At 45.4% G+C, this 20,532-nt stretch carries 19 protein-coding genes and 1 pseudogene; 16 read left to right on the forward strand and 4 right to left on the reverse strand.

The window, feature by feature from the left end:
• Positions 1-76: 76 nt before the first annotated feature.
• From UQ64_RS28610 to UQ64_RS28620, 3 genes are all read left to right on the forward strand, one after another.
• Positions 77-349: a hypothetical protein gene (locus tag UQ64_RS28610; protein ID WP_060626839.1), complete on the forward strand. Its 273-nt coding sequence runs from the start codon at positions 77-79 to the stop codon at positions 347-349.
• 273 nt (positions 350-622) lie between these two features.
• On the forward strand, positions 623-1,183 hold the full coding sequence (locus UQ64_RS28615; protein WP_060626840.1) for a GNAT family N-acetyltransferase: 561 nt from the start codon (positions 623-625) through the stop codon (positions 1,181-1,183).
• Between the two features lie 24 nt (positions 1,184-1,207).
• Complete coding sequence (locus tag UQ64_RS28620) at positions 1,208-2,716, forward strand: MDR family MFS transporter (protein WP_060626841.1); 1,509 nt, start codon at positions 1,208-1,210, stop codon at positions 2,714-2,716.
• A gap of 112 nt (positions 2,717-2,828) precedes the next feature.
• Here the strand turns inward: UQ64_RS28620 and UQ64_RS28625 are convergent, their stop codons facing one another.
• Positions 2,829-3,296 carry a MarR family winged helix-turn-helix transcriptional regulator gene (locus UQ64_RS28625; RefSeq protein ID WP_042123913.1) on the reverse strand — a complete coding sequence of 156 codons (468 nt, stop codon included), beginning with the start codon at positions 3,294-3,296 and terminating at the stop codon, positions 2,829-2,831.
• A gap of 344 nt (positions 3,297-3,640) precedes the next feature.
• Here UQ64_RS28625 and UQ64_RS28630 point away from each other — a divergent pair, with 344 nt between their 5' ends.
• The 3 genes from UQ64_RS28630 (at position 3,641) to UQ64_RS28640 (ending at position 7,185) form a co-directional block, all read left to right on the forward strand.
• Entirely contained in the window at positions 3,641-4,984 is a 1,344-nt protein-coding gene (locus UQ64_RS28630; RefSeq protein ID WP_060626842.1) for an MFS transporter, read from the forward strand.
• Positions 4,985-5,185: 201 nt separating this feature from the next.
• Entirely contained in the window at positions 5,186-5,926 is a 741-nt protein-coding gene (locus UQ64_RS28635) for an ABC transporter ATP-binding protein (RefSeq protein ID WP_060626843.1), read from the forward strand.
• Positions 5,923-7,185 carry an ABC transporter permease gene (locus tag UQ64_RS28640; protein WP_060626844.1) on the forward strand — a complete coding sequence of 421 codons (1,263 nt, stop codon included), beginning with the start codon at positions 5,923-5,925 and terminating at the stop codon, positions 7,183-7,185. The genes UQ64_RS28635 and UQ64_RS28640 overlap by 4 nt, the downstream gene beginning before the upstream one ends.
• Before the next feature lie 62 nt (positions 7,186-7,247).
• Here the strand turns inward: UQ64_RS28640 and UQ64_RS28645 are convergent, their stop codons facing one another.
• A complete protein-coding gene (locus UQ64_RS28645) occupies positions 7,248-8,516 on the reverse strand; it encodes a BaiN/RdsA family NAD(P)/FAD-dependent oxidoreductase (protein ID WP_060626845.1) in 1,269 nt (422 codons plus the stop codon).
• 178 nt (positions 8,517-8,694) lie between these two features.
• On the opposite strand from UQ64_RS28645, the gene UQ64_RS28650 reads away from it, so the two are divergent.
• The 3 genes from UQ64_RS28650 (at position 8,695) to nadE (ending at position 11,944) form a co-directional block, all read left to right on the forward strand.
• Positions 8,695-10,416, forward strand: a complete 1,722-nt coding sequence (locus tag UQ64_RS28650) for a two-component system sensor histidine kinase NtrB (protein ID WP_060626846.1) — start codon at positions 8,695-8,697, stop codon at positions 10,414-10,416.
• 116 nt (positions 10,417-10,532) lie between these two features.
• Positions 10,533-10,967, forward strand: coding sequence for a BrxA/BrxB family bacilliredoxin (locus tag UQ64_RS28655; protein WP_060626847.1), 435 nt, complete (start codon positions 10,533-10,535; stop codon positions 10,965-10,967).
• Positions 10,968-11,134: 167 nt separating this feature from the next.
• Complete coding sequence (nadE, locus tag UQ64_RS28660) at positions 11,135-11,944, forward strand: ammonia-dependent NAD(+) synthetase (RefSeq protein ID WP_060626848.1); 810 nt, start codon at positions 11,135-11,137, stop codon at positions 11,942-11,944.
• Between the two features lie 171 nt (positions 11,945-12,115).
• Here the strand turns inward: nadE and UQ64_RS28665 are convergent, their stop codons facing one another.
• Complete coding sequence (locus UQ64_RS28665) at positions 12,116-12,937, reverse strand: alpha/beta hydrolase (protein WP_060626849.1); 822 nt, start codon at positions 12,935-12,937, stop codon at positions 12,116-12,118.
• 206 nt (positions 12,938-13,143) lie between these two features.
• On the opposite strand from UQ64_RS28665, the gene acpS reads away from it, so the two are divergent.
• Both acpS and mutY read left to right on the forward strand, forming a co-directional pair.
• Positions 13,144-13,542, forward strand: a complete 399-nt coding sequence (gene acpS / locus UQ64_RS28670; protein WP_060626890.1) for a holo-ACP synthase — start codon at positions 13,144-13,146, stop codon at positions 13,540-13,542.
• Positions 13,543-13,579: 37 nt separating this feature from the next.
• Positions 13,580-14,917 (forward strand): A/G-specific adenine glycosylase, encoded by a 1,338-nt coding sequence (gene mutY / locus UQ64_RS28675; RefSeq protein WP_082651368.1) that lies wholly within the window; start codon positions 13,580-13,582, stop codon positions 14,915-14,917.
• Positions 14,918-15,912: 995 nt separating this feature from the next.
• Here mutY and UQ64_RS28680 read toward each other — a convergent pair.
• Positions 15,913-16,521: a superoxide dismutase gene (locus UQ64_RS28680; RefSeq protein WP_060626850.1), complete on the reverse strand. Its 609-nt coding sequence runs from the start codon at positions 16,519-16,521 to the stop codon at positions 15,913-15,915.
• A gap of 480 nt (positions 16,522-17,001) precedes the next feature.
• On the opposite strand from UQ64_RS28680, the gene UQ64_RS28685 reads away from it, so the two are divergent.
• The 5 genes and pseudogenes from UQ64_RS28685 to folE all read left to right on the forward strand — a co-directional run bounded on the left by UQ64_RS28685 (position 17,002) and on the right by folE (position 20,473).
• A complete protein-coding gene (locus UQ64_RS28685; protein WP_036676822.1) occupies positions 17,002-17,421 on the forward strand; it encodes a GNAT family N-acetyltransferase in 420 nt (139 codons plus the stop codon).
• 190 nt (positions 17,422-17,611) lie between these two features.
• Complete coding sequence (gene lepB / locus UQ64_RS28690; protein WP_245238293.1) at positions 17,612-18,220, forward strand: signal peptidase I; 609 nt, start codon at positions 17,612-17,614, stop codon at positions 18,218-18,220.
• Positions 18,221-18,256: 36 nt separating this feature from the next.
• Positions 18,257-19,453: pseudogene (queG, locus tag UQ64_RS28695) on the forward strand (tRNA epoxyqueuosine(34) reductase QueG); the annotation flags it as partial.
• A gap of 129 nt (positions 19,454-19,582) precedes the next feature.
• A complete protein-coding gene (locus UQ64_RS28700) occupies positions 19,583-19,834 on the forward strand; it encodes a YneF family protein (protein WP_060626852.1) in 252 nt (83 codons plus the stop codon).
• A gap of 45 nt (positions 19,835-19,879) precedes the next feature.
• Positions 19,880-20,473: a GTP cyclohydrolase I FolE gene (gene folE, locus UQ64_RS28705; protein ID WP_060626853.1), complete on the forward strand. Its 594-nt coding sequence runs from the start codon at positions 19,880-19,882 to the stop codon at positions 20,471-20,473.
• Positions 20,474-20,532 lie beyond the last annotated feature (59 nt).

The raw sequence follows: 20,532 nt of genomic DNA on the forward strand, positions 1-20,532 counted from the left end.
ATGATGTTTCCGATGAAGTGTCATAGGGTAATGCAAGAGTAAATACCGAAGGCTTTGTAGCCAGAAGGAGTGGGATATGCGCGCTGATGTACAGAACTTGTTCATAGGAATTCACATGCTTTATTCTGCCCATGATAAAGATGTGACGATCTCGGAGATGCTGCTCGGACTGGAAGACATGGGGTATCGTGTAGGAGAACGCGAAGTGAAACAGGAATTGGAAAAGCTGACGCTGGACAACTTTCTGACTGCACATAGTGAAGGGTACAGTATTACTGGCACGGGTATTGAAGAGTTTAAGGATATTCGAGCCAAACTTCAGGTGTTGTGTAGTGAAGTCGTGAATTGACGGAGTGGAATCATTAATAGGTTAGGTTATTAAAAAGCGTTTGGATCAAGTGGTGAGTGTGCCGCCTGATCCAGACGTTTTTTAAAATATAGGAAAGTATAAGTTTCAAGCTATACATTATCCTTATATTTCTCGCATAAACGCTAACCGTCCTTATGGGGACACCAAAGGCGTTTTTGCTTGCATGTAAGATGTTAAAGAAATTAGAACTTTTAGCTTAAGGATATACTCTTGATTGATGTATAATTGATAAGTTGAAGGGGGAGCGGCGAATTGTATTTATGCAATGGAGTGACACCTATACTGATCGGTAGAAGATTAAGATTATGTGCTATGACTACTGAACATGCTTCAGCGTTATTTCAGGTCTGGTCTCATCCGGAAGTTGCTCACTGGCTGGGTGCACCGGCATTATCCTCTATAGAAGAGACGAAGCAGCTTATCGATCTTCTATCACAGATGGCTCAGGAAGAGGAGAGTTTACGTTGGAGTATTATTGGACCCGGGGAGGAAGTCATAGGTAGCTGTGGATATAACCATTGGCAGCTTCAGGGAGCTTACCGTGGTGAGATAGGTTGTGATCTGTCACCTGCCTTTTGGGGGCATGGATATATGAAAGAAGCACTTGGGCTTGTATTTGATTTTGGCTTCAATATTATGGGCTTGAATCGGATAGAAGCGCTCTGTCATCCTGATAATATACGTGCGGAGAGGCTGGTTTATACGCTTGGATTTCAGAAGGAAGGCGTATTGCGTCAATATAAGCAGGTTGCTTCCGGCTTTCAGGATGCTACTCTCCATGCTCTACTGCGCGAGGAGTGGCAATCTACTTAATACATAAAGAGAGGGTTTGGAACATTGAAGTCAACAGGGGATTTAGAACGCAAACTAATATTAACAGGCGTATTACTGGCCACGTTTCTGGCCGCTATTGAAGGGACTGTAACGGGGCCAGCGGGGCCGGCGATTGTAGGCGACTTTCAGGGGATGCAGTGGCTGAGCTGGATATTTACTTCATATTTGCTGGCAATGGCTATTACAACACCTATTTTCGGCAAAATCAGTGATCTGTTTGGACGCAAGCCTGTATTCATGTGGGGAGCGGCTGTTTTTTTATTAGGCTCATTATTATGCGGCATATCGCAAAGTATGGAACAGCTGATCCTGTTTCGTGCGATACAGGGTATCGGTGCGGGTGCACTTATTCCAATGACCTTTACCATTATCGGTGATATTTACAGCATTGAAGAAAGAGCAAAGACACAAGGGTTGCTAAGTTCTGTATGGGGGATTTCCTCTTTGGTAGGACCACTGCTTGGTGGTTATGTGGTCGATTACTTAAGCTGGCGCTGGGTATTTGTGTTCAACCTACCATTTGGCGTGTTGGCAATGGTATTTATTGCGCGCTACCTGAAGGAGGAAAAGGTGCGTCGGAAGACACAAATCGATGTGGCAGGCGTTCTTCTGTTCGCAGCAGGCATGGGTGCTCTGCTCTTTGGACTCTCCACAGGAGGACAGAACCTGGCATGGACCTCTCCGTTACTACTCACAACACTGGGTGCGGCGGTTATCCTGCTAATCCTATTTCTGTTTGTGGAGCGCCGTGCGCCAGAGCCTATGCTTCCACTGAACCTATTCTCAAATCGTAACATCGCAGTATCAACGGGTGCTAACCTGCTGGTAAGCACATTAATTATTGGACTTTCTACGTATATCCCCTTATGGGTGCAGGGCGTATCTGGAAAAAGCGCTGCGATCTCAGGCTTGCTGCTTGCGCCAATGTCTGTAGGTTGGATGTTTGGGTCAATCGCAGGCGGACGGATGATTCTGCGAGCGGGTTCTCGCCGAACGGCGATGCTTGGATTGATGATGATTGCTGCCGGAGCTATTGGTCTGGTTTTCTTGACTGGAGAGTCTTCACAGCTAATCCTCTTATGCTTGATGCTGGTCTGCGGAGTAGGCTTCGGATACTCCTCTACGGTCTTCACGATTATCGCTCAGTCCTCGGTTGCCTATGATCAACGTGGTGCATCCACAGCGCTTAATGCATTTACAAGGTCACTAGGTCAGACCATTGGGGTGGCTATTTTCGGTTCTTGGCTGAACTTGAATATTGATCAGCTGTTGCGAAAACAACCGGATTCAAACGTTACAGGTGATGACATTAATAAGCTGCTAGGCTCGCATACAGGCACTAATCTGTCCGGTGAAGTATCAAACAGTTTACGTGGTGCACTTGAAGGGGGACTTCATTCACTATTTATCGTGATGGCAGGTTTTGCGGTCTTGTCACTAGTTATATCTTGGGGTTTGCGCAAAGGTGTACCTTCCGTAGAGGATGCTACGTCATCTTTGAAAAAGGCATAATCTATTCTCTAAAGCATAAAGAAGCCCGACCAGGCATTTGCCGGTCGGGCTTCTTCGTGCGATAACAGCTTGTCTAACACATATGAAGTAAAAAGCAGCCTAGACTCTAGTTCTACTTACGAGGAAGAGGGGAAAGCTTCTCAGCTTGCAGACCCATCTTCTTGAGCAGAGTGATCATTTGTTCCTTCTCTTCATCATTCAGTCCGCTGAAAGCAAGATGAAGACGCTCTGAGTATTTCGGATACATCTCATTCATGAGACGTTCGCCTTCCGCGGTCAACTCTGCGAAAATCACACGACGATCACTTGGACAAGGCTTGCGTTGCAAATAGCCGCGTTCTTCGAGCTTGTCGATAACGTAAGTCACGTTGCCGCTCTGTAGCAGCAGTTTGGCACCAATTTGTTGAATGGGCTGTGGTCCCTTATAGTACAACACTTCCATGACGGCAAAGGCAGTAGGGTTAAAACCTTCAATTTTGCTGCCGGTAACAGCATGCTCATTAATACTCTTGAATGATTTGGCAAATACCCGGTACAAATGTAATGTTAATTGTGTATCACGTTCATAAGATTGTATCATGCTTCTCCACCCTCTATCGTTAATCATGTGAACTCGTCGCACGTCTGTAATCATATTAATTAGTGCACGGTTTTCCTGTGCAATGAACTTTGAGATAACAATAGAATACGTGAAAGATCGAATGAAGAACATGTGATTTGTCACAATGAGCAACTTTTAATTATTAAAAATCAAACAATTTTTTGAAGATGTTGAAATTGAATGTTTTTTTACTTCAGTCTCTGAAAGGATAGCAATTTCATCCCCCGGTTCAAGTGTTATTTACGCCTCCAGACGGATGAATGACAATCTCCAATATTTTACTATTATTTCATTGAGAAATAGTAACGGGGAGTGAAGTAAGGATGGAGGAGCATCTCATTCATGATTTAAAAGAAAGCAAGCTAACCGCGAATAAGCCATTCATGCTGCTTATTGCGGCACAACTGGTATCGAATGTAGGAGACTGGTTGCATATACTAGCGCTACTGACGATGGTAGGTTTTAAATGGAATGCTACACCGTGGGAAATTACGGCTATATCTTTATGTATGGCAGTGCCTTTGCTCTTAGGAGGACCGTTTGCAGGTTATTTAAGTGATCGTTTTAACCGCAAGGTACTAATGATTGGTTCGGATATAGCCCGTGCAGCGGTTGTTATTTGCTTGGTATTTGCAGGCTCGTTGTGGCAGGTCTATGTGCTGCTACTGGCTAAGGGATGTATGGATGTGCTGTTCTCTCCGGCCAAAAGCGGAAAGATTAAGGAACTTGTTCCTGCGGCTCAGATGGATAAAGCAATGGCGCTTAGCTCATCGATAGAACAGATAACCAAAATTGTGGGTCCAGCACTTGGTGGATTGCTGGTTGCAGCCTTCGGCATATCTGTTTGTTACATGATTGATTCCGCTACGTTCGTTTTATCGGCGATTATTTTAATAGGATTACCGCGCTTAGCTGGAACAAAGAAGGAAGACGCGGAAGCAAGCACGGGGGAGACGGAGGTACGTAAATCCTTCCGCCAAGAAATGTCGGCGGGTCTGCATGTGATTGCAGGAATGCCTGTAGTACTGTGTGGCATTGTTACGTTGGTACTGGTGCTGCTAATGCTACAGATCGGTGACTCGCAGATTGTAACGTTATTCCGGGAGATCCCAGGTGTGAACGGAGATTTGCTGGGGTGGTGTGTAGCAGCCAGTGGTCTTGGAACCTTGCTATCTGCGCTGCTTGTAAGCCGAATAGGCAGTGGTAAGCATCCGCTTATTTTTATGGGATTAGGGGCTGTAATCATGGGCGTTGTCTTCTCGAGTGCAGGGATCGTAACTGCTCACGGTCAGGCCGGAATCTGGATGAACATTGCTTTGTTTGGGTCCTTCATGTTTGCTGGTGTGGGTGCAGGGCTAGCGTTTATCCCCTTCAATTCAATGCTCCAGCAACGGACACCTGCTGAATACACGGGTCGTGTATTTGGGACCATAGGCAGTCTGACAAGCGCAGCTGTTATTCTAGGACCTGTAGCCGGTGGAGCCTTAGTGACAGCCTCGGGTCCGGTGTCTGCCTTTATTCTATCTGGTTTGCTTACAGGATTGCTAGGACTAGGGCTGTTAATGCTGCGTGGCAAGATTGAGCGCAGGGATGAAGCGGCGATCAAGAAGCAGGAAGGAATAGCTGCGACGAATAACATGGACCTTGTTGGACAGACCTCCCTTTGATGGGAGGTTTCTTTTATTCGCTATTGCGCAGGGCTTAAGCTATTATTGTGAAAAAAGCAGCTTGATTATTTTCAGAAAAAATATATAGTACGATTAGATAAGTTGCGGTTGCCTCTGTTGATCATTTGAATATCATTCATATACGCAATAGGGAATGCAATTTATAATAGTATTTATTAGAAGTACTAGGAGATGGAGAGTATGGAAAAAGAAGAAACAATGGTGGATACCGAGAGCTATGACGACATTGTGCTCGATGTTGAGATCGATGAAGCTGGCTATGAAGCGGGAGATCCTTGCATATTCGATATTTCTTTTCAAGTGAAGCGAGGGCAACTGCTCGGACTGATCGGACCTAATGGTGCTGGAAAAAGTACAACCATTAAGACCCTGCTTGGTTTGCTGAAGAATACCAAGGCTAAGGTGTCTTTTAGTGGAGTTAATAAATCTTACGCTTATGTACCGGAGCAGCCTGTGTTTTATGAGGATTTGACGTTGTGGGAGCACTTAGATTTAGCTGCCGCTGCCTATGGATTGAAGTACGAACAGTTCGAAGAAACTGCAGAAAGACTGTTGAAGCAGTTTGGTATGGGCCATGTGCGCAATGATCTTCCAGCTGGATTCTCTAAGGGCATGAAACAAAAAATGATGCTAATGCTGGGCTTTTTGGTACAGCCGGACGTTTATATTGTGGACGAGCCGTTTATCGGTTTAGATCCTCGCGCTACTAAAGATTTCCTGCGGCTGCTGGAAGCGGAACGGAAGCGCGGAGCTGGTGTATTAATGTCCACGCATGTACTGGATACTGCAGAGAAGATATGCGATGATTTCGTACTAATCTCCGGGGGAAAGGTTGCCGCCTCGGGAACACTCGAAGATATACGTGATTATGCTGGACTGCCGGAGGCGTCGTTGTTTGATTGCTTCGACGAACTGACATGAGGAAGCAGGGACAGCGGGCGTTTGCTTTTTCTAACGCTAAACAACTATTCAGACGGCGGCTATTCTCTCATTGGCGTGAGCAATCCGCTATTATCCGTACGGCGGCTGATTGGACCGTTCTCTTATATATTCTTATTCCCGGGGGATTGCTCGGAGGGCGTTTGTATTATGGATTCTGGAATGAAGCCCTACCGGCTTGGAGTGTGAATTTGCCGTTTATGCTCATTCCTTCGTTATTGGTGCTCCTGATCTGCAATGGGGGATTGGTGCTATTATTGCAGGAAGGGGATCTATTATTTCTTAGACAACGGCAGCGATGGGTTAATACGATCGTCTTTCGCGGGTTGCTCTACAGCCTGATTGTAACCTCGCTGAAGTTCTGTGTAGCTTTTGCACTGTTACTGCCTTTTTTGATTCGGGGATTTGAAATGACGTCATCGGAGGTATGGGCGCTGTTCGCTCTGACCTTGGCGTGCAGTTGGTGTGTTAAGTTACTTGGACATCTTGTAAAAGTACAGAAGCAAGGTTGGCGTCGCTGGTTGTGGCTATTTCTGGCGATCTCCGTCCCGAACGCTATTTATTTCAGAGTAGCTAGCCTTTGGAATGATCGCCCGCTCATCATATCGCTGAGTGCGGTTCTATTTACAGTCGTTGCAATAATTGCTTTCCGGTGGCGCTTATTGATGCGGGGAACATTTATGAACGATGTGCGCGAGGACTATAAGCAACGAATGAAGATAGCGGCCATACTGCTCCGCCATGTTCTGGATAAACCTCGCCCGACTCGCCATAAGCCATGGATTTTCCGGAAGTCGCAGCCTTTGCTTAAATCAAAGACTGCCGAGAGCCGTTTCTCTGCGGCAGCGATTAAGGCACTCGTACGGAATCCGGCCCATTTGAAGCTTTACTTGGCTTTTACAGTCGTATCTGCCGTAGCGATCCTTATCATTCCATCAGGATTTAAATGGCTGGGATTTGTAGTATTAACATCGCTCATGTCTTTTTGGTTGTTTTCGTTCTGGTCTTTGTTTGTTGGTGATGATTACGTTGGGATACTTCCGTTTACGAAAGAACAAAAGGCTGAAGCGGGGATGCATGCGGTCCCTATTCTATTGCTTCCCTTTACAATGATTACCTCCGCATTAATCTGTCTCTCTTTATATGGATGGTGGGGGATCATCCTGTTCGTTCCGGTTGGATACATGGTTGGACTCTTTATTAGCAGAATATTTGGTACGTTCCGTTTAGGAAAAGAATGATAGATAGAACAACGGCGTTACTTGAGAGCTCCTCAAGTAACGCTGTTTTTAGTTGTATTTAATTAGCTCAGTCGAAGGTCAGCGGCATGTTTACCTGCCGTGTATCCAGTAGAGAAAGCGGCTGTTATATTGTAGCCACCGGTGTAGCCATGAATATCGAGTACTTCTCCGCAGAAAAATAGCCCTTGCATAAGCTTAGATTCCATTCTTTTGGGATCGATCTCCTTCAGATTTACTCCGCCACCCGTAACAAAGGCTTCGGACAGGGAGCGGGTACCGTGAACATAGACTGGCATCCTTTTCAAAATACCTGCTAGCGCATGCAATCCATTCTTGGATACATGATGGCCCGTTATATCTCCGTCTAGGTCTGCTTTAGTCAGCAAGAGGGGGATAAGACGTTCTGGCAACAGCCCCTTCAGCGAATTACGGATCGCTTTCTTCGGCTCCTGGTCCAGCCTGTCCTGCACCATAGCTTCCACTTCCCGTGCATTCAGATCAGGGAAGAGATCGATGGACATCTCCACCGTATCAGTGCCGGATTTCCGTTGGACTTGTCTCAGAAATTGGCTGCACCGCAGAGCAATCGGTCCCGATAATCCAAAATGGGTGAATATCATATCTCCACGGTGTGAGATAACCTTCTTACCTTTAGGATTACAAACAGTAAGTGCTACATCGCGTAGCGACAATCCTTGCAGCTCACCGGATTTAATCCACTCTTCCCGTGAAATAATCGGTACCTCTGTCGGAAATAGCTCAGTAATGGTGTGTCCTGCGGCTTCTGCCCATGGGTACCCATCTCCAGTAGAGCCGGTCTGAGGCACGGACTTTCCTCCGGTGGCGATGATTACGGCAGCACTGGAAATCGTCTTGCCCGAGCCCAGCTGAACGCCCTTAACAGATCCTTCTTCATATATTACATGTGAGACAGGACTGTCAGTCATAATCTGCACACCTAGAATCCGTACTTTGTTGATTAAGGCGGAGACGACGCTGGAGGCCTTATCGGATACGGGAAACATCCGTCCGTTGTCTTCTTCCTTTAATGCAATGCCTAAGCCTTCAAAAAAGGCAATAATGTCTTGATTATTAAAATGGTCGAAGGCGCTATACAAAAAACGCCCGTTTCCCGGGATATGGGAGATTAACTCATCTCTCTCCTTGACGTTCGTTACATTACAGCGTCCGCCACCAGATATCCCGAGCTTTCGTCCTAGCTTAGCTCCCTTGTCGATCAGTAGTACGGATGCCCCGTGTTCTGCTGCGGCCACGCTTGCCATTAATCCCGAAGGGCCGCCACCAATGACGATCACATCGTAGTTGCTCATGAAATTTTACTCCTTTACATGTTAAGACACGGATGTTGCTTCGTGTTTTTCTACCGGAATCATACCATTCTGACTCTCATGTAACCAGTCTTGTCCACCCGCTTGGTGATAATCGTTGTCAGGAGAGTGATCCTGTGCTTTAATCTAGACATGTAGGGGAATTTGTCCATTTTGGGGTGTGATTGTAATTATTGGCGCAATTAAGGATATATTATTGCAAATATCGGCAGCATGCTCCTTTCTTTTTCTGATTCAGTGGTGGGTGGACCGAGGGCTTTGGGCTCGAAAAAAAGGTAGTTTCCCGGATAATCAAACTTTTTTGGTTTTGGCGTGTACGTTCAGTCTTATTCTATGCTCTCTTCTTTCGACGACTTTATTCGGTATTGCTTATTTGAATTTAGGAATGCTCCCTGCTTATATCGGTATTTTATATGGGACTGTACGTTCAGGCATTCTGCTGTCCATCTTTTCGCTTGTCTGTAATATAATCATTGCAGAGCCAAGTGGAATAAGTAATATGATATTAAATTCTGGAATATTATTATATCCGTTGCTGTTTGGGTTAGCTAAGCCTTTTAAGAAAGGCACAGTGGTAGAGAAGATAGGTATGTTATGGATGGTTCTTTGTCCGAATATGTTGTTCATTGCACTTGTCCCTATTATAGGTGGGGAAAATATATATGAAGCCCATTCTAATGAGTCACTTTTGATTACTTTGTATCTATTTTGCACTATCGCGCTAGGTGGTATTTTTGTTTATTTTGTTGAAATGGTCTGGAGTAGCTGGCGGGCTAAAGTACATATGGAAAGTATAAGTGATAATTTTCAGTGGGAGTCTGAGAAGCTGCAGCAGATTACAAATGTAGTACCCCTCAGTATTATGTCCTTGGATGATCACGGAGTTGTGACTAATCTTAATGATTGTATGTTGGGAATGATAAGAACTCATTATCCCACTTTGAGAAGGGAAGATATTATTGATAAGCCGATTAGGGAATTTTTTAACGGATCAGCGGATGCTAACGCATATATGCGGGTTCGGGATAATATCCGCGCTAAACGACGTTCCCATGAACGAATGATTCATGACTCGCGGATTTATCAAATCTATTCAGCGCCGCTAGTGAATACGAACACAGAATCATCTGGTGGAGTGGTACTCATTGCACAGGATATTACTAATGAAGTAAAACTCCGTTCAGAGCTGGATCATGTGGAACGTTTGAGTTTAGTGGGGCAGATGGCAGCTGGAATTACCCATGAGATTCGTAATCCTATGGCAGTAGTTCGTGGATTCTTGCAGCTGATGAGAGAAAAAAGTACGGATGATTTGGATTCGTATTATCAGATCGTGTTAGAGGAGTTGGATCGGGCGAATAGCATTATTAATGATTTCTTATCGCTGGCGCAGAGCCGGGTTTCAGATAAGGAGAAGGTGCTATTACACCGTGTTATAGAAGAAGTTAGTCCGCTGTTGTGGGCTGATGCCAATCTTCGGGGTCAAAGTGTTGAACTAAAGCTTAACGCATCTATTCATGAGCTGGAATTAAACGTTCGGGAAATAAAGCAGCTCATCCTTAATTTAGGACGCAACGCCATGGAGGCTATGGGACCCAAGGGGGTTCTGACACTGGAAACACGCAATATTCAAGATAAAGTGGAGCTGATTGTAAGGGATAGAGGGATCGGCATGTCGGAAAGTCAACGAGAGAAGTTGTTTTCACCCTTTTTTACAACGAAAAGAGAGGGAACGGGTCTAGGGCTATCCTTATGTCTCAGTATTGTGGAGCGGCATAACGGTAAAATAAATGTAGATTCTGTAGAAGGTGAGGGTACAGTGTTTACCATCTCGTTCCCTTTAGTAAAGGAAGAATATAGCGGAGCCATACTTGCGGATTGAATCAGGTTACTGTAGCATCTCTTGCTTTCACAGAGTATGAATGTATAATAAAGTTAGTAAGTACTGCTGTAATGTTATCTGACAAAACAGTAATTAGTGAAGGAGAGTGCAGAGAAATGTCCATGTCTTTTAATCAATATATGAGAGATTCGATTCAGCCTATGCGTGATGATCTTACAAGCATTGGGTTTCAGGAGCTTATGACTCCAGAAGAGGTGGAAGCCACTCTTCCTACCGCAAAAGGTACGGCGCTTGTAGTCGTGAATTCGGTCTGTGGTTGTGCCGCTGGACAATGTCGTCCTGGTGTAGCTCAGGCATTGCAAAATGAGATCGCTCCGGATCACTTGTTCACAGTGTTTGCAGGTCAAGAGAAAGAAGCCACTGCTAAAGCACGTGAATATTTTGCTCCTTATCCGCCATCTTCACCTTCCATCGCCTTGATGAAGGATGGAGAGCTCGTTCATTTTATTGAACGTCATAGTGTTGAGAATCGTTCGGCTGCTGAAATTTCTGCTGAATTGAAAGAAGTCTTTGATCGTTTTTGTAAGTAAAAAAAGTTAGTCCATACAATCTCGCATCAGTCGGTAATTCGGCTGTTGCGGGATTTTTCAAAATATAAGAGCGATAATGGGAAAGAATATACTTAGAAGCATAGAGCTTCACTTGGTATGGATATTTTGAGGGATGGAACCATTTCTGATGGAACGGGGTGTGGTTTGTGAGTTTACAGGAAGAAATTATTGCTGATCTTGGTGTGAAGCCAACGATTGATGTAGAAGCAGAGGTACGTAAACGGGTTGATTTCTTAAAGTCCTACGTGTTGAAGGCAGGTGCCAAAGGATTATTGATCGCCATTAGCGGTGGAGTGGACAGCGCAGTAGCTGCGGGTCTATGTAAGCAGGCTACGGACGAGCTGTCGGCACAGGAAGGCACAGAGTATATTACGCTTGGCGTATACCAGCCATATGGTGTTCAAGAGGATATCCAGCATAGTTATGATGTTGCTAAAGCTTTTAACCTGACTCATACAGTGGAGACTAATATTGAGGAAGCTGTAAATGAAATTGCGCTTGAAGTGGAGCATAGCCTGAAGTCCTTGGGCCAACATCGTCATATGACCCATCAAGGCAAGGGTAATGTAAAAGCGAGAACACGTATGGTTATGCAATATGCGCTCTCTTTTGAGAACAATCTGATTGTAGTAGGAACGGATCATGCTTCTGAAGCCATTACGGGTTTCTACACCAAGTGGGGGGATGGCGCTGTAGATATTACACCTCTATCCACACTTAACAAACGTCAGGTTCGTCAATTAGCTGCCCATATTGGTGTGCCTGCAGATATTGTTACTAAAGCACCTACGGCAGGTTTATGGCCGGGGCAGACGGATGAAACCGAGCTGGGCATTACTTATGACGATAATAGCGATTATCTGGAAGGCAAACAGGTTAACTCTGAGGTAGCTGAGAAACTCGAGAATTATTACCGTAGAACGGCGCATAAGCGTAATGTCATTCCTGGAATTTAGAATAGGTTAGACTAAAAACCGCCACGGGTCTGCGTAGTAGCAGGACTCGGGGCGGTTTTTAACATATCAGAAAGTATATATTTGGGGTCCCCGCAAAGTACCTGAGTACTCGTCAAAGCAAAGTCTCACTTTGTAGGGGGATTTTGCGAGAGTGATAAACTATAAGAATACCTAATTGGCTAGCGTTTGATTGATAAAATCAGTGGTCGAAGCAATCGCGAGCTCTAATTGCGGGGTAGTTCCGGCAAATGGATGAACAGTTCCGAAGGTATGGTTACCCTCAGGAATGTGAACCCAGTTAATATCCGGTCGGAGTTCGGTGAGTTGCTCAGATCCTTGGCGGAGGTGTACTCCATCCTGATTACCTTGAATAAGGACAGCTGGGAAGGAAGCTGACTTCATGCGTTCAAGGATATTATAACGTTCTTTTTGGTTCTCCATATCTTCTAAAATTACAGCATCCAGCGGCATTTGTTGACCCGTACGTCCATTAAGGACATGGGTTCGTCCTGTTTCCTTCATCTCCTGCTTTTGTTCTTCCGTCAACAAATCGAGCTTCGTAACCCCGTTCCAGGAGATAACTCCGCTAACTTCATTGGGATGATCAAGCGTGTAAACCAGACAAATCCCCCCTCCGAGACTGTGGCCGAGAAGGAATAGGGGCAAGCTGCCAAATTTCGGGTGCTGGCTAAGATAGGACAGCAGAATTTCCATGTCCTTCAGCTCACGACGAAAGGTGTTGCGGGCGAATTTCTCAAGCTCAGTAAAATGCAGCAGATCCTCTCCGATTCCAGCATGAGAGAAATTGAAGGTGATCACTTCATGATCTTGGCTGAGAACAGTGGCTATGTAAGGAAACATCCCCCAATCTTTGAAACCCTTATAACCGTGTGCAATAACGATAAGGCTCTTGGGCACTCCTTGAGCAGGAAAGTGCGAGCAGCGGAGAACAGCATCATCACCGGCTGGTATTTCAAAATTACGATGCTTCATAGGGTAATCCCCTCTCTCTATATAAAAATGAAGTAAATCAGCAAGTCCATCACGAAGGCGCTGGATAGACTTCCAAAGCATTTTCTTTTAAGATAGCAGAAAGAATCTTATAGGACTATAATTTAAAATTGAAATGAATGACCTGTATAATGATCATACCATTATTGAAGTAGTATAGGATACACGTCCATAAGGAGCGTGAAATGTTGATTTACGGAATCGGACATGATGTGTTAGAAATCGAACGAATCTCAGAGGTTATGCGTAGGGGACAGGGGAAGAAATTTAACCAGCGCATCCTAACGGAGCAAGAGTATGCGCTTGCTGAGCAACGAGGTGGAAGGTTGGCTGAGTTCGTAGCGGGGCGCTTTGCTGCCAAGGAAGCCGTTGTGAAGGCTTTAGGCTGTGGCATCGGTAATGTAGTTGGTTTTCAGGATATTGAGATATTACCTGACCGTAAAGGTAAGCCAGAAGTAACCTTATCATGCGAAGCCTGGAGCAGATTAGATCTACCTGAAGGACAGAAGTATACCATTCATCTTACGATTACACATGGCCGTGATTTGGCTTCGGCTTTTGCGGTTTTGGAGGAGCTAGGTTCATGAATTGAACCGTGATTATAGAAGGGCAAGGAGAGTTACAATGAAACAACGAGAACAACAGGATTTGCAGGAACGAGAAGAAGGACAAGAGTTAAAAGAAGGACAAGATCTGCAAGATCAGGAGCTGCGAGAAGCCAAACAATATTTCAGTTATCATTTGCTGGAGTGGTATCAAGGGCAGAAACGAGATTTGCCATGGCGCAGGCACCGCAATCCTTATTATATTTGGATTTCTGAAATTATGCTGCAGCAGACAAGGGTAGATACGGTAATCCCTTATTTTAATCGTTTTATTGAACGATTTCCGACGGTGGAGTCACTTGCTGACGCCCCTGAAGAAGACGTGCTTAAGTGTTGGGAAGGTTTAGGATATTATTCCCGCGCACGTAATATACAGCATGCAGCCAAGCAGGTAAAAGAGCTTTATGGTGGACAGGTGCCGAATGACCGTGAGGCGGTGTTCAGCTTAAAGGGAGTGGGTCCTTACACAGCAGGGGCTATCCTCAGTATCGCGTTTAACAGGCCTGAACCCGCAGTGGACGGTAATGTGATGCGGGTGTTGTCCAGATACTTCCTCATCGAGGATGATATCGCTAAGGGACCCACCCGCGTGAAAATGGAGCGCCTGGCGGCTGAGCTGATCCCGGAGGGGGAAGCTGCCTCTTTTAATCAGGCGCTTATGGAGCTAGGGGCGCTCGTATGCACCCCGAAATCACCGAGCTGCTTAACCTGCCCGGTGATGGAGCATTGCGCTGCGCGCCTGGCGGGCTGCGAGACTTCGCTGCCCGTCAAGACCAAGGCCAAGCCGCCGCGCCCAGAGGAGCGGCTGGCGGCCTTAATCGAGGGCCGCGGTGCCCACGCGGGCCAAGTGCTCATCCGGCAGCGGCCACAAAGCGGGCTGTTAGCCCGCATGTGGGAGCTGCCGCACTGGCAGGCGCCGCCAGCGGAAGGCGGCGCCAAGAGCGCGCGGCTGCCGGAGGCCGCGGCGCTGGACCGGCTGCGCCGGTCACTGCGGCAGGCCGGGATCTCCGCCCGGCCTGAGGAGCACTGGATGGCTGCTGAGCATATCTTCAGCCATATTGTGTGGACCCTGCAGGTGTATCGCTGCAGGGAAGAGGACGCCCTTCCGCTGCCAATAGCGGCAGAAGGACGGGCAGCCTACACCGCGGATGCAGGCCTGTTCCCAGAGATGGACAGTAGCATGCCCGTAGAGAGATTTGAGGACGGTAACGCTAGTCCTGAGGATGGTGGTGCTGTGCGCTGGATTAGCCGTGAGGACATGGCTAATTATGCGTTCCCTAATGTCTTCTTAAAGCTGCTGAACCTATATTTTGATGAGCAGGAAGAGAATGCGAAGTCGGGGAAGTTAGAGAAGTAGGAAATTATCCGATGTAGCAGAAGAATGAGATGTAAGAGAAGTAGCAGATATATGGGAAGTGTCTGAAGTAAGTAAAGTATGCTGAAGTAGATGGAGTAAGAAATGTGTTGAATGCGTCGATTGTCCTTATTGAGTTGAATATGTAGACGTGTAAGATGTGTTAAATGCGTCGATTGCGCTAAGTGAGTTGAATGTATTAGATATTTTAGATGTATTAGATGTACTGATGGGTATGTGAAGAGAGAGTGGTGTTTACATCTAAATATGATCTCTTACTTTACTCCCGCAGCCAAGTTATAGGGAATTCCTCCTCATAATTTGGCAACGGGGGCCTTTTTTTGAGGTTTTGAGGGAAAAACTCCCTATAATTTGGGTGAATACCTGAATTATGCTCCAAAATGGATGATTTAGAGGGAGGTTTTCCCTAATTATTAGTATTTATAGAGTATATGAGCAGAATTAGAGGGAGTATTTCCCTAATCTGAGGCATAATGCATCTTTTATGCGACTTTTCAACAGCAGTACGATATAGGGGAGCCTCAGTTCACGATGGATCCGTATTCAAGTGGTATAAAAAGCGATGTCCGAGGGTAAAGATCTACTCTATTTGTTTCTAACGAACCTGTTTCTAACGAACCTATTTCTAACGAACCTGTTTCTAACGAACCTATTTCTAACGAACCTGTTTCTAACGAACCTGTTTTCTAACGAACCTGTTTTCTAACGAACCTGTTTCTAACGAACCTGTTTCTAACGAACCTGTTTCTAACGAACCTGTTTCTAACGAACCTTGTTCTAAACGAACCTTGTTCTAAACGAACCTTGTTCTAAACGAACCCAGTCCCGAACAAACTTGCTCTCTAAACTCATCCTCATCCAAACAAAAGAAGGTATCCCTTAGCCATTACGGCTTGGAGATACCTTCTTTATTTGTGCTTAGTTAAACGGCAAATCCACAGCCTTGAAGACTATGACTTTATCCGTAATTTAATTTCTTATTTCGCGCTTTCGTAACGTTTGCCAACTTCTTCCCAGTTTACTACGTTCCAGAACGCTTTGATGTAATCAGGGCGTTTGTTTTGGTAGTTCAGGTAGTAAGCATGCTCCCATACATCAAGTCCGAGGATTGGAGTAGCACCTTCGCTGATTGGGTTGTCTTGGTTAGGTGTGCTTGTTACTGCGAGTTTGCCATCTTTAACAACTAGCCAAGCCCAGCCACTGCCGAAACGAGTAGTTGCTGCTGCTGCGAAATCTTCTTTGAATTTTTCGAATCCACCCAGTTCGCTATCAATAGCTGCTGCAAGTGCACCAGTCGGTGTGCCGCCGCCATTTGGTCCGATAACTTCCCAGAACAGGGTGTGGTTAGCGTGTCCGCCACCATTGTTGCGAACAGCAGTACGGATAGCTTCTGGTACAGCGTTCAGATCTGTTAGAAGTTCTTCGATGCTTTTGCCTTGCAATTCAGGTGCCTTTTCCAAAGCTGCGTTCAGATTAGTCACATATGTGTTATGGTGTCTGTCATGGTGAATTTCCATCGTTAAAGCGTCGATGTGTGGTTCAAGTGCGTTGTTTGCATAAGGAAGTGCTGGTAATTGAAATGCCATGGAAAAATCCCTCCTGAGTATATTAGAATTTTGTATAGATAAAGAACTTCGGCGGTTTATCGTCAAAATTCTTTATTGTAGATATGTACTATAGGGTATCGCCCAATAGGATACTTTAATTAAACAGTATCTGGATCAATAATGCAACACTAAACAAACATAAATGTTTATAAAGTATGATTGGAATGTAAACAGGGTTATCAATTGTATTAAAAATGTAAAAAGAAAGAGCCTTCACCCCATAGACATAACTCTTAATAATTACCCTTATAATGAAACAATGAATCTCACCCAAAATGTAAACGCTTGATATTAAGCGCTTTCAAAAGAAAAATGATGATATCACGAGAAAAGTGTGCTTTAATAGATTTAAAAGCAGGTATTCCTCGGTATTTGATGCTTTTTTTTATTTTCTCAATGTTAAGGGAACCCCTTCTTTTTGTTAAATTCATAAGCCATAGACAAGGGAGATTTTAAAGAATGCACGTTCGTTCCTTTCAATTAAGCGACGTTAGCCCTGTGACTGATTTGCTGCAAACTGCATTATCGGAAGAGTGTTTCGAGAACACTATCGAGCCTTTCTCCAGGCAGCTTTCATGGGATTCAGATCTCATTGTAGTTGCAGAAGATGAAGAAGAAATTGTTGGAGCACTGATTGGTACGATTGAGAAAAACCACGGTTGTTATTTCCGGATTGCTGTACATCCTGATTATCGCCGCAGAGGAGTCGGTAGAAGTCTGGTATCGGCTATGGAATCCAGGTTTCAAGCTCGTAAGGTTAGTGGTATCTACGTAGCCGTCGATGAGCATAATTCTTTTGCCTTGCCATTGTATGAAGCTATGGGATATAGCGAGAATCAAATTTTCAAATCTGTCCGGAAGCTGAGCATTGTTGGGTAATTTTGATCACTTAACTGCGTAAGCGGAAACATTTTCTAAATAAAGAACTATAGTTGATGATATAGTCTGTTTCATTCATACTCAAGCGTATTTTCCAGAAGTCCATTGCTAATGGCTGGGAGATATGCTTTTTTATTGTTATAATATCTGCAAGTATAGACATCAATAATCAAGGATAAGAGGTGACATATTGAGTCAGGAGCCCCAAGTAGAGTCCATGCGTAATCGGAAGCAAAGACATAGAGCCTCCAGATCAAAAAAAGGTTTTGGAGGTCGTTTGGCCGCGGAATTGAAAGAGTGGTTGCTTACAGCGGTAGTTGTTTTTGCGGTGATGTCGGTTCTTAATGTTTTTGTGTTCAATATATCAACGGTCAAAGGTCAGTCTATGCAGCCAACGCTTGTGGAAGGTGAGAGGCTCTTTATTAATAAGCTTTCATTGATGTTTGTAAACCCTAAACACGGGGATGTCGTCATTCTTCATGATCCTAGTACGGGACCCAGTCGTAAGGACTTTCTAGTGAAACGAGTCATTGGCATACCTGGAGATATTATAGAAGTAAAGGACCACCAGTTATATGTGAATGGAAAAATAGTGAATGAGCCCTATATAGACACTGAGATTGAAGACCCGGATTTTGCGGCGTTGACTGTGGAGAGCGGAAGTTATTTTGTCATGGGTGATAACCGTCATGCTTCAGCAAGCAAAGACAGTCGTTATTTTGGCTCCATCCCACAGGATATGATTGTAGGCAGAGCGGATTATATTTGGTGGCCGCTGTCTAAACTAAAAGGATTATAAGAAAGTTATAGATCATAGGAAAAGGAGAAGGCGGAAATGAACGATACATTTCAGTCACCGTATGCACCCCCGCCTTCCAAGTGGGCAAAGCTTAAAGCGGAGATTCAGGAGGCTGCGACGTCACTCGGTATTGATGATATTGGGTTTACTACAGCAGAGCCTTTTTTATATTTAAAAAATATTTTGCAAGACCACCGAGACAAAGGATATGAATCTGGTTTCGAGGAACCGGATTTGGATAAAAGGACGATCCCCGCACTGAGCTCTGGGGACAAGCCCTTGTCTATTATTTCGATTGCTGTGGCTTATCCTTCCAAAATGGAGAACCCTCCGAAGTCTGAGCCAGGTGCGCGAAGAGGCATTCTCGCCAGAGCATCATGGGGTAGGGATTATCATCATGTGCTGCGAGAGGCATTAAGTAAGTTAGAGGACTTTATTCATGAGCGTGTACCGGAGGCTGTGCTTGAAAGTATGGTGGATACCGGTGTACTGGTCGATAGAGCGGTGGCGGAAAGAGCGGGAATTGGCTTCAGCGGCAAAAATTGTTCCATCATCTCACCCAAATGGGGGTCTTGGATTTATCTAGGGGAGATGGTTACGAATATTCCTTTTGCTCCGGATGAGCCCGTTGAGGAAGGTTGCGGGGACTGTACCAAGTGTATTGATGCCTGCCCAACCGGCGCACTGGTGGGTCCGGGTCAACTTAATGCCCAGGCTTGTATTTCTTTTCTGACGCAGACCAAAGGATTTCTGAGTGACGAGTACATGACCAAGATTGGCAACCGTCTATACGGCTGTGACACCTGCCAGATTGTATGTCCCAAGAATAGGGGGAAGAACTGGAATCATCGCCCTCAGATGCTACCTGATCCTGAGATTGTGAAGCCATTACTAATGCCGATCCTGGATCTTAGCAATCGTGAATTCAAAGAGAGATTCGGCAATAGTTCGGCTGCCTGGAGAGGCAAAAAGCCGATGCAACGAAATGCGATCATCGCCCTCGGCAATTTCAAGGAAGTAGAGGCTGTGCCAAAGCTAACAGAAATTGTTCTGAAGGAGCCGCGGCCTGAGATGCGAGGCACTGCTGCTTGGGCCCTGGGACGTATCGGTGGTGAGGAAGCTCTAGCTGCTGTTGAATCGGCTTTAGAGCGCGAAGAGCATGACACGGTTAGGGAAATGCTGAGCCGGGCACTGGATGTACTCCTTACTGCGAAGCAGGCACGAGAGGACAGCGATGTTAATGAAGGAAAAAGATCATAGACAGGTTGCATATTCCCAATTGCTGTCCAGTTCTCGAAATGCTATGATAGATTCGCGCGCCATATGGCGATGTAGACAATAGAGTGTAGAGGTGGGCTTTAGATGAATATCGCATTACCTATTATTGCATTGGTCGTAGGTCTCATCGGTGGATTTTTTATCGGTGTGTATTATCTGCGCAGACAAATGACAACTATGCAGAATGACCCTGAAATGCTGCAAAAGGTTGCAAAACAAATGGGTTATAACCTGAATGGGAAACAAATGCAACGTGCCCAACAGATGATGAAGAATCAGAACCAGACAGGCGCCCGCCCAGGAGCAGCTAAAGGAAATAAACGTAGAAGTAAGTAACCGGGTCCGGATAGAATTTATACGGGTGCGGAAGGGGGAGACATCATGGGGAACATCAATGAATACGTGAACGGTAAGGTATCAGAGAACCGTGAGCAAATCGAGTATCACGTTGAGAAAATATTAGAATTAATCGGTGAAGATACCGGCCGCGAGGGACTGCTTGAAACACCAGCACGTGTTACGCGGATGTACGAGGAGATATTCGGCGGTTATTCGATAGATCCCCGCGAGGCGCTCGGTGTTACTTTTGATGAGTCTCATGAAGAGCTAGTGATCGTGAAGGATATCGTCTATTACAGCCAATGTGAGCATCACATGGCTCCTTTTTTCGGTAAAGTGCATATTGGGTACATTCCGAGCGGACGTATTGCTGGGCTCAGCAAATTAGCTCGCCTAGTTGAAGCAGTGAGTCGGCGTTTGCAGGTTCAAGAGCGCATTACGACGCAAATTGCGGATATTATGACGGAGGTACTAAGCCCTCACGGCGTTATGGTCGTTGTGGAAGGCGAACATCTTTGTATGTGTGCACGTGGAGTGAAGAAGCCAGGCAGCAAGACGGTAACCATGGCTACTAGAGGGGTCTTCCGGGAGGATGCCGCCGCTCGTGCGGAGTTTCTGAACTTGATTAAAGAATAGTATATAGAGGTGTTAATACCTCGCAATTAGAAGGACCCATCATTCACTTCTTGTGAACG

This window comes from Paenibacillus etheri (genome assembly GCF_001012825.1).
GTDB classification, from domain to species: Bacteria; Bacillota; Bacilli; order Paenibacillales; family Paenibacillaceae; genus Paenibacillus_AQ; species Paenibacillus_AQ etheri.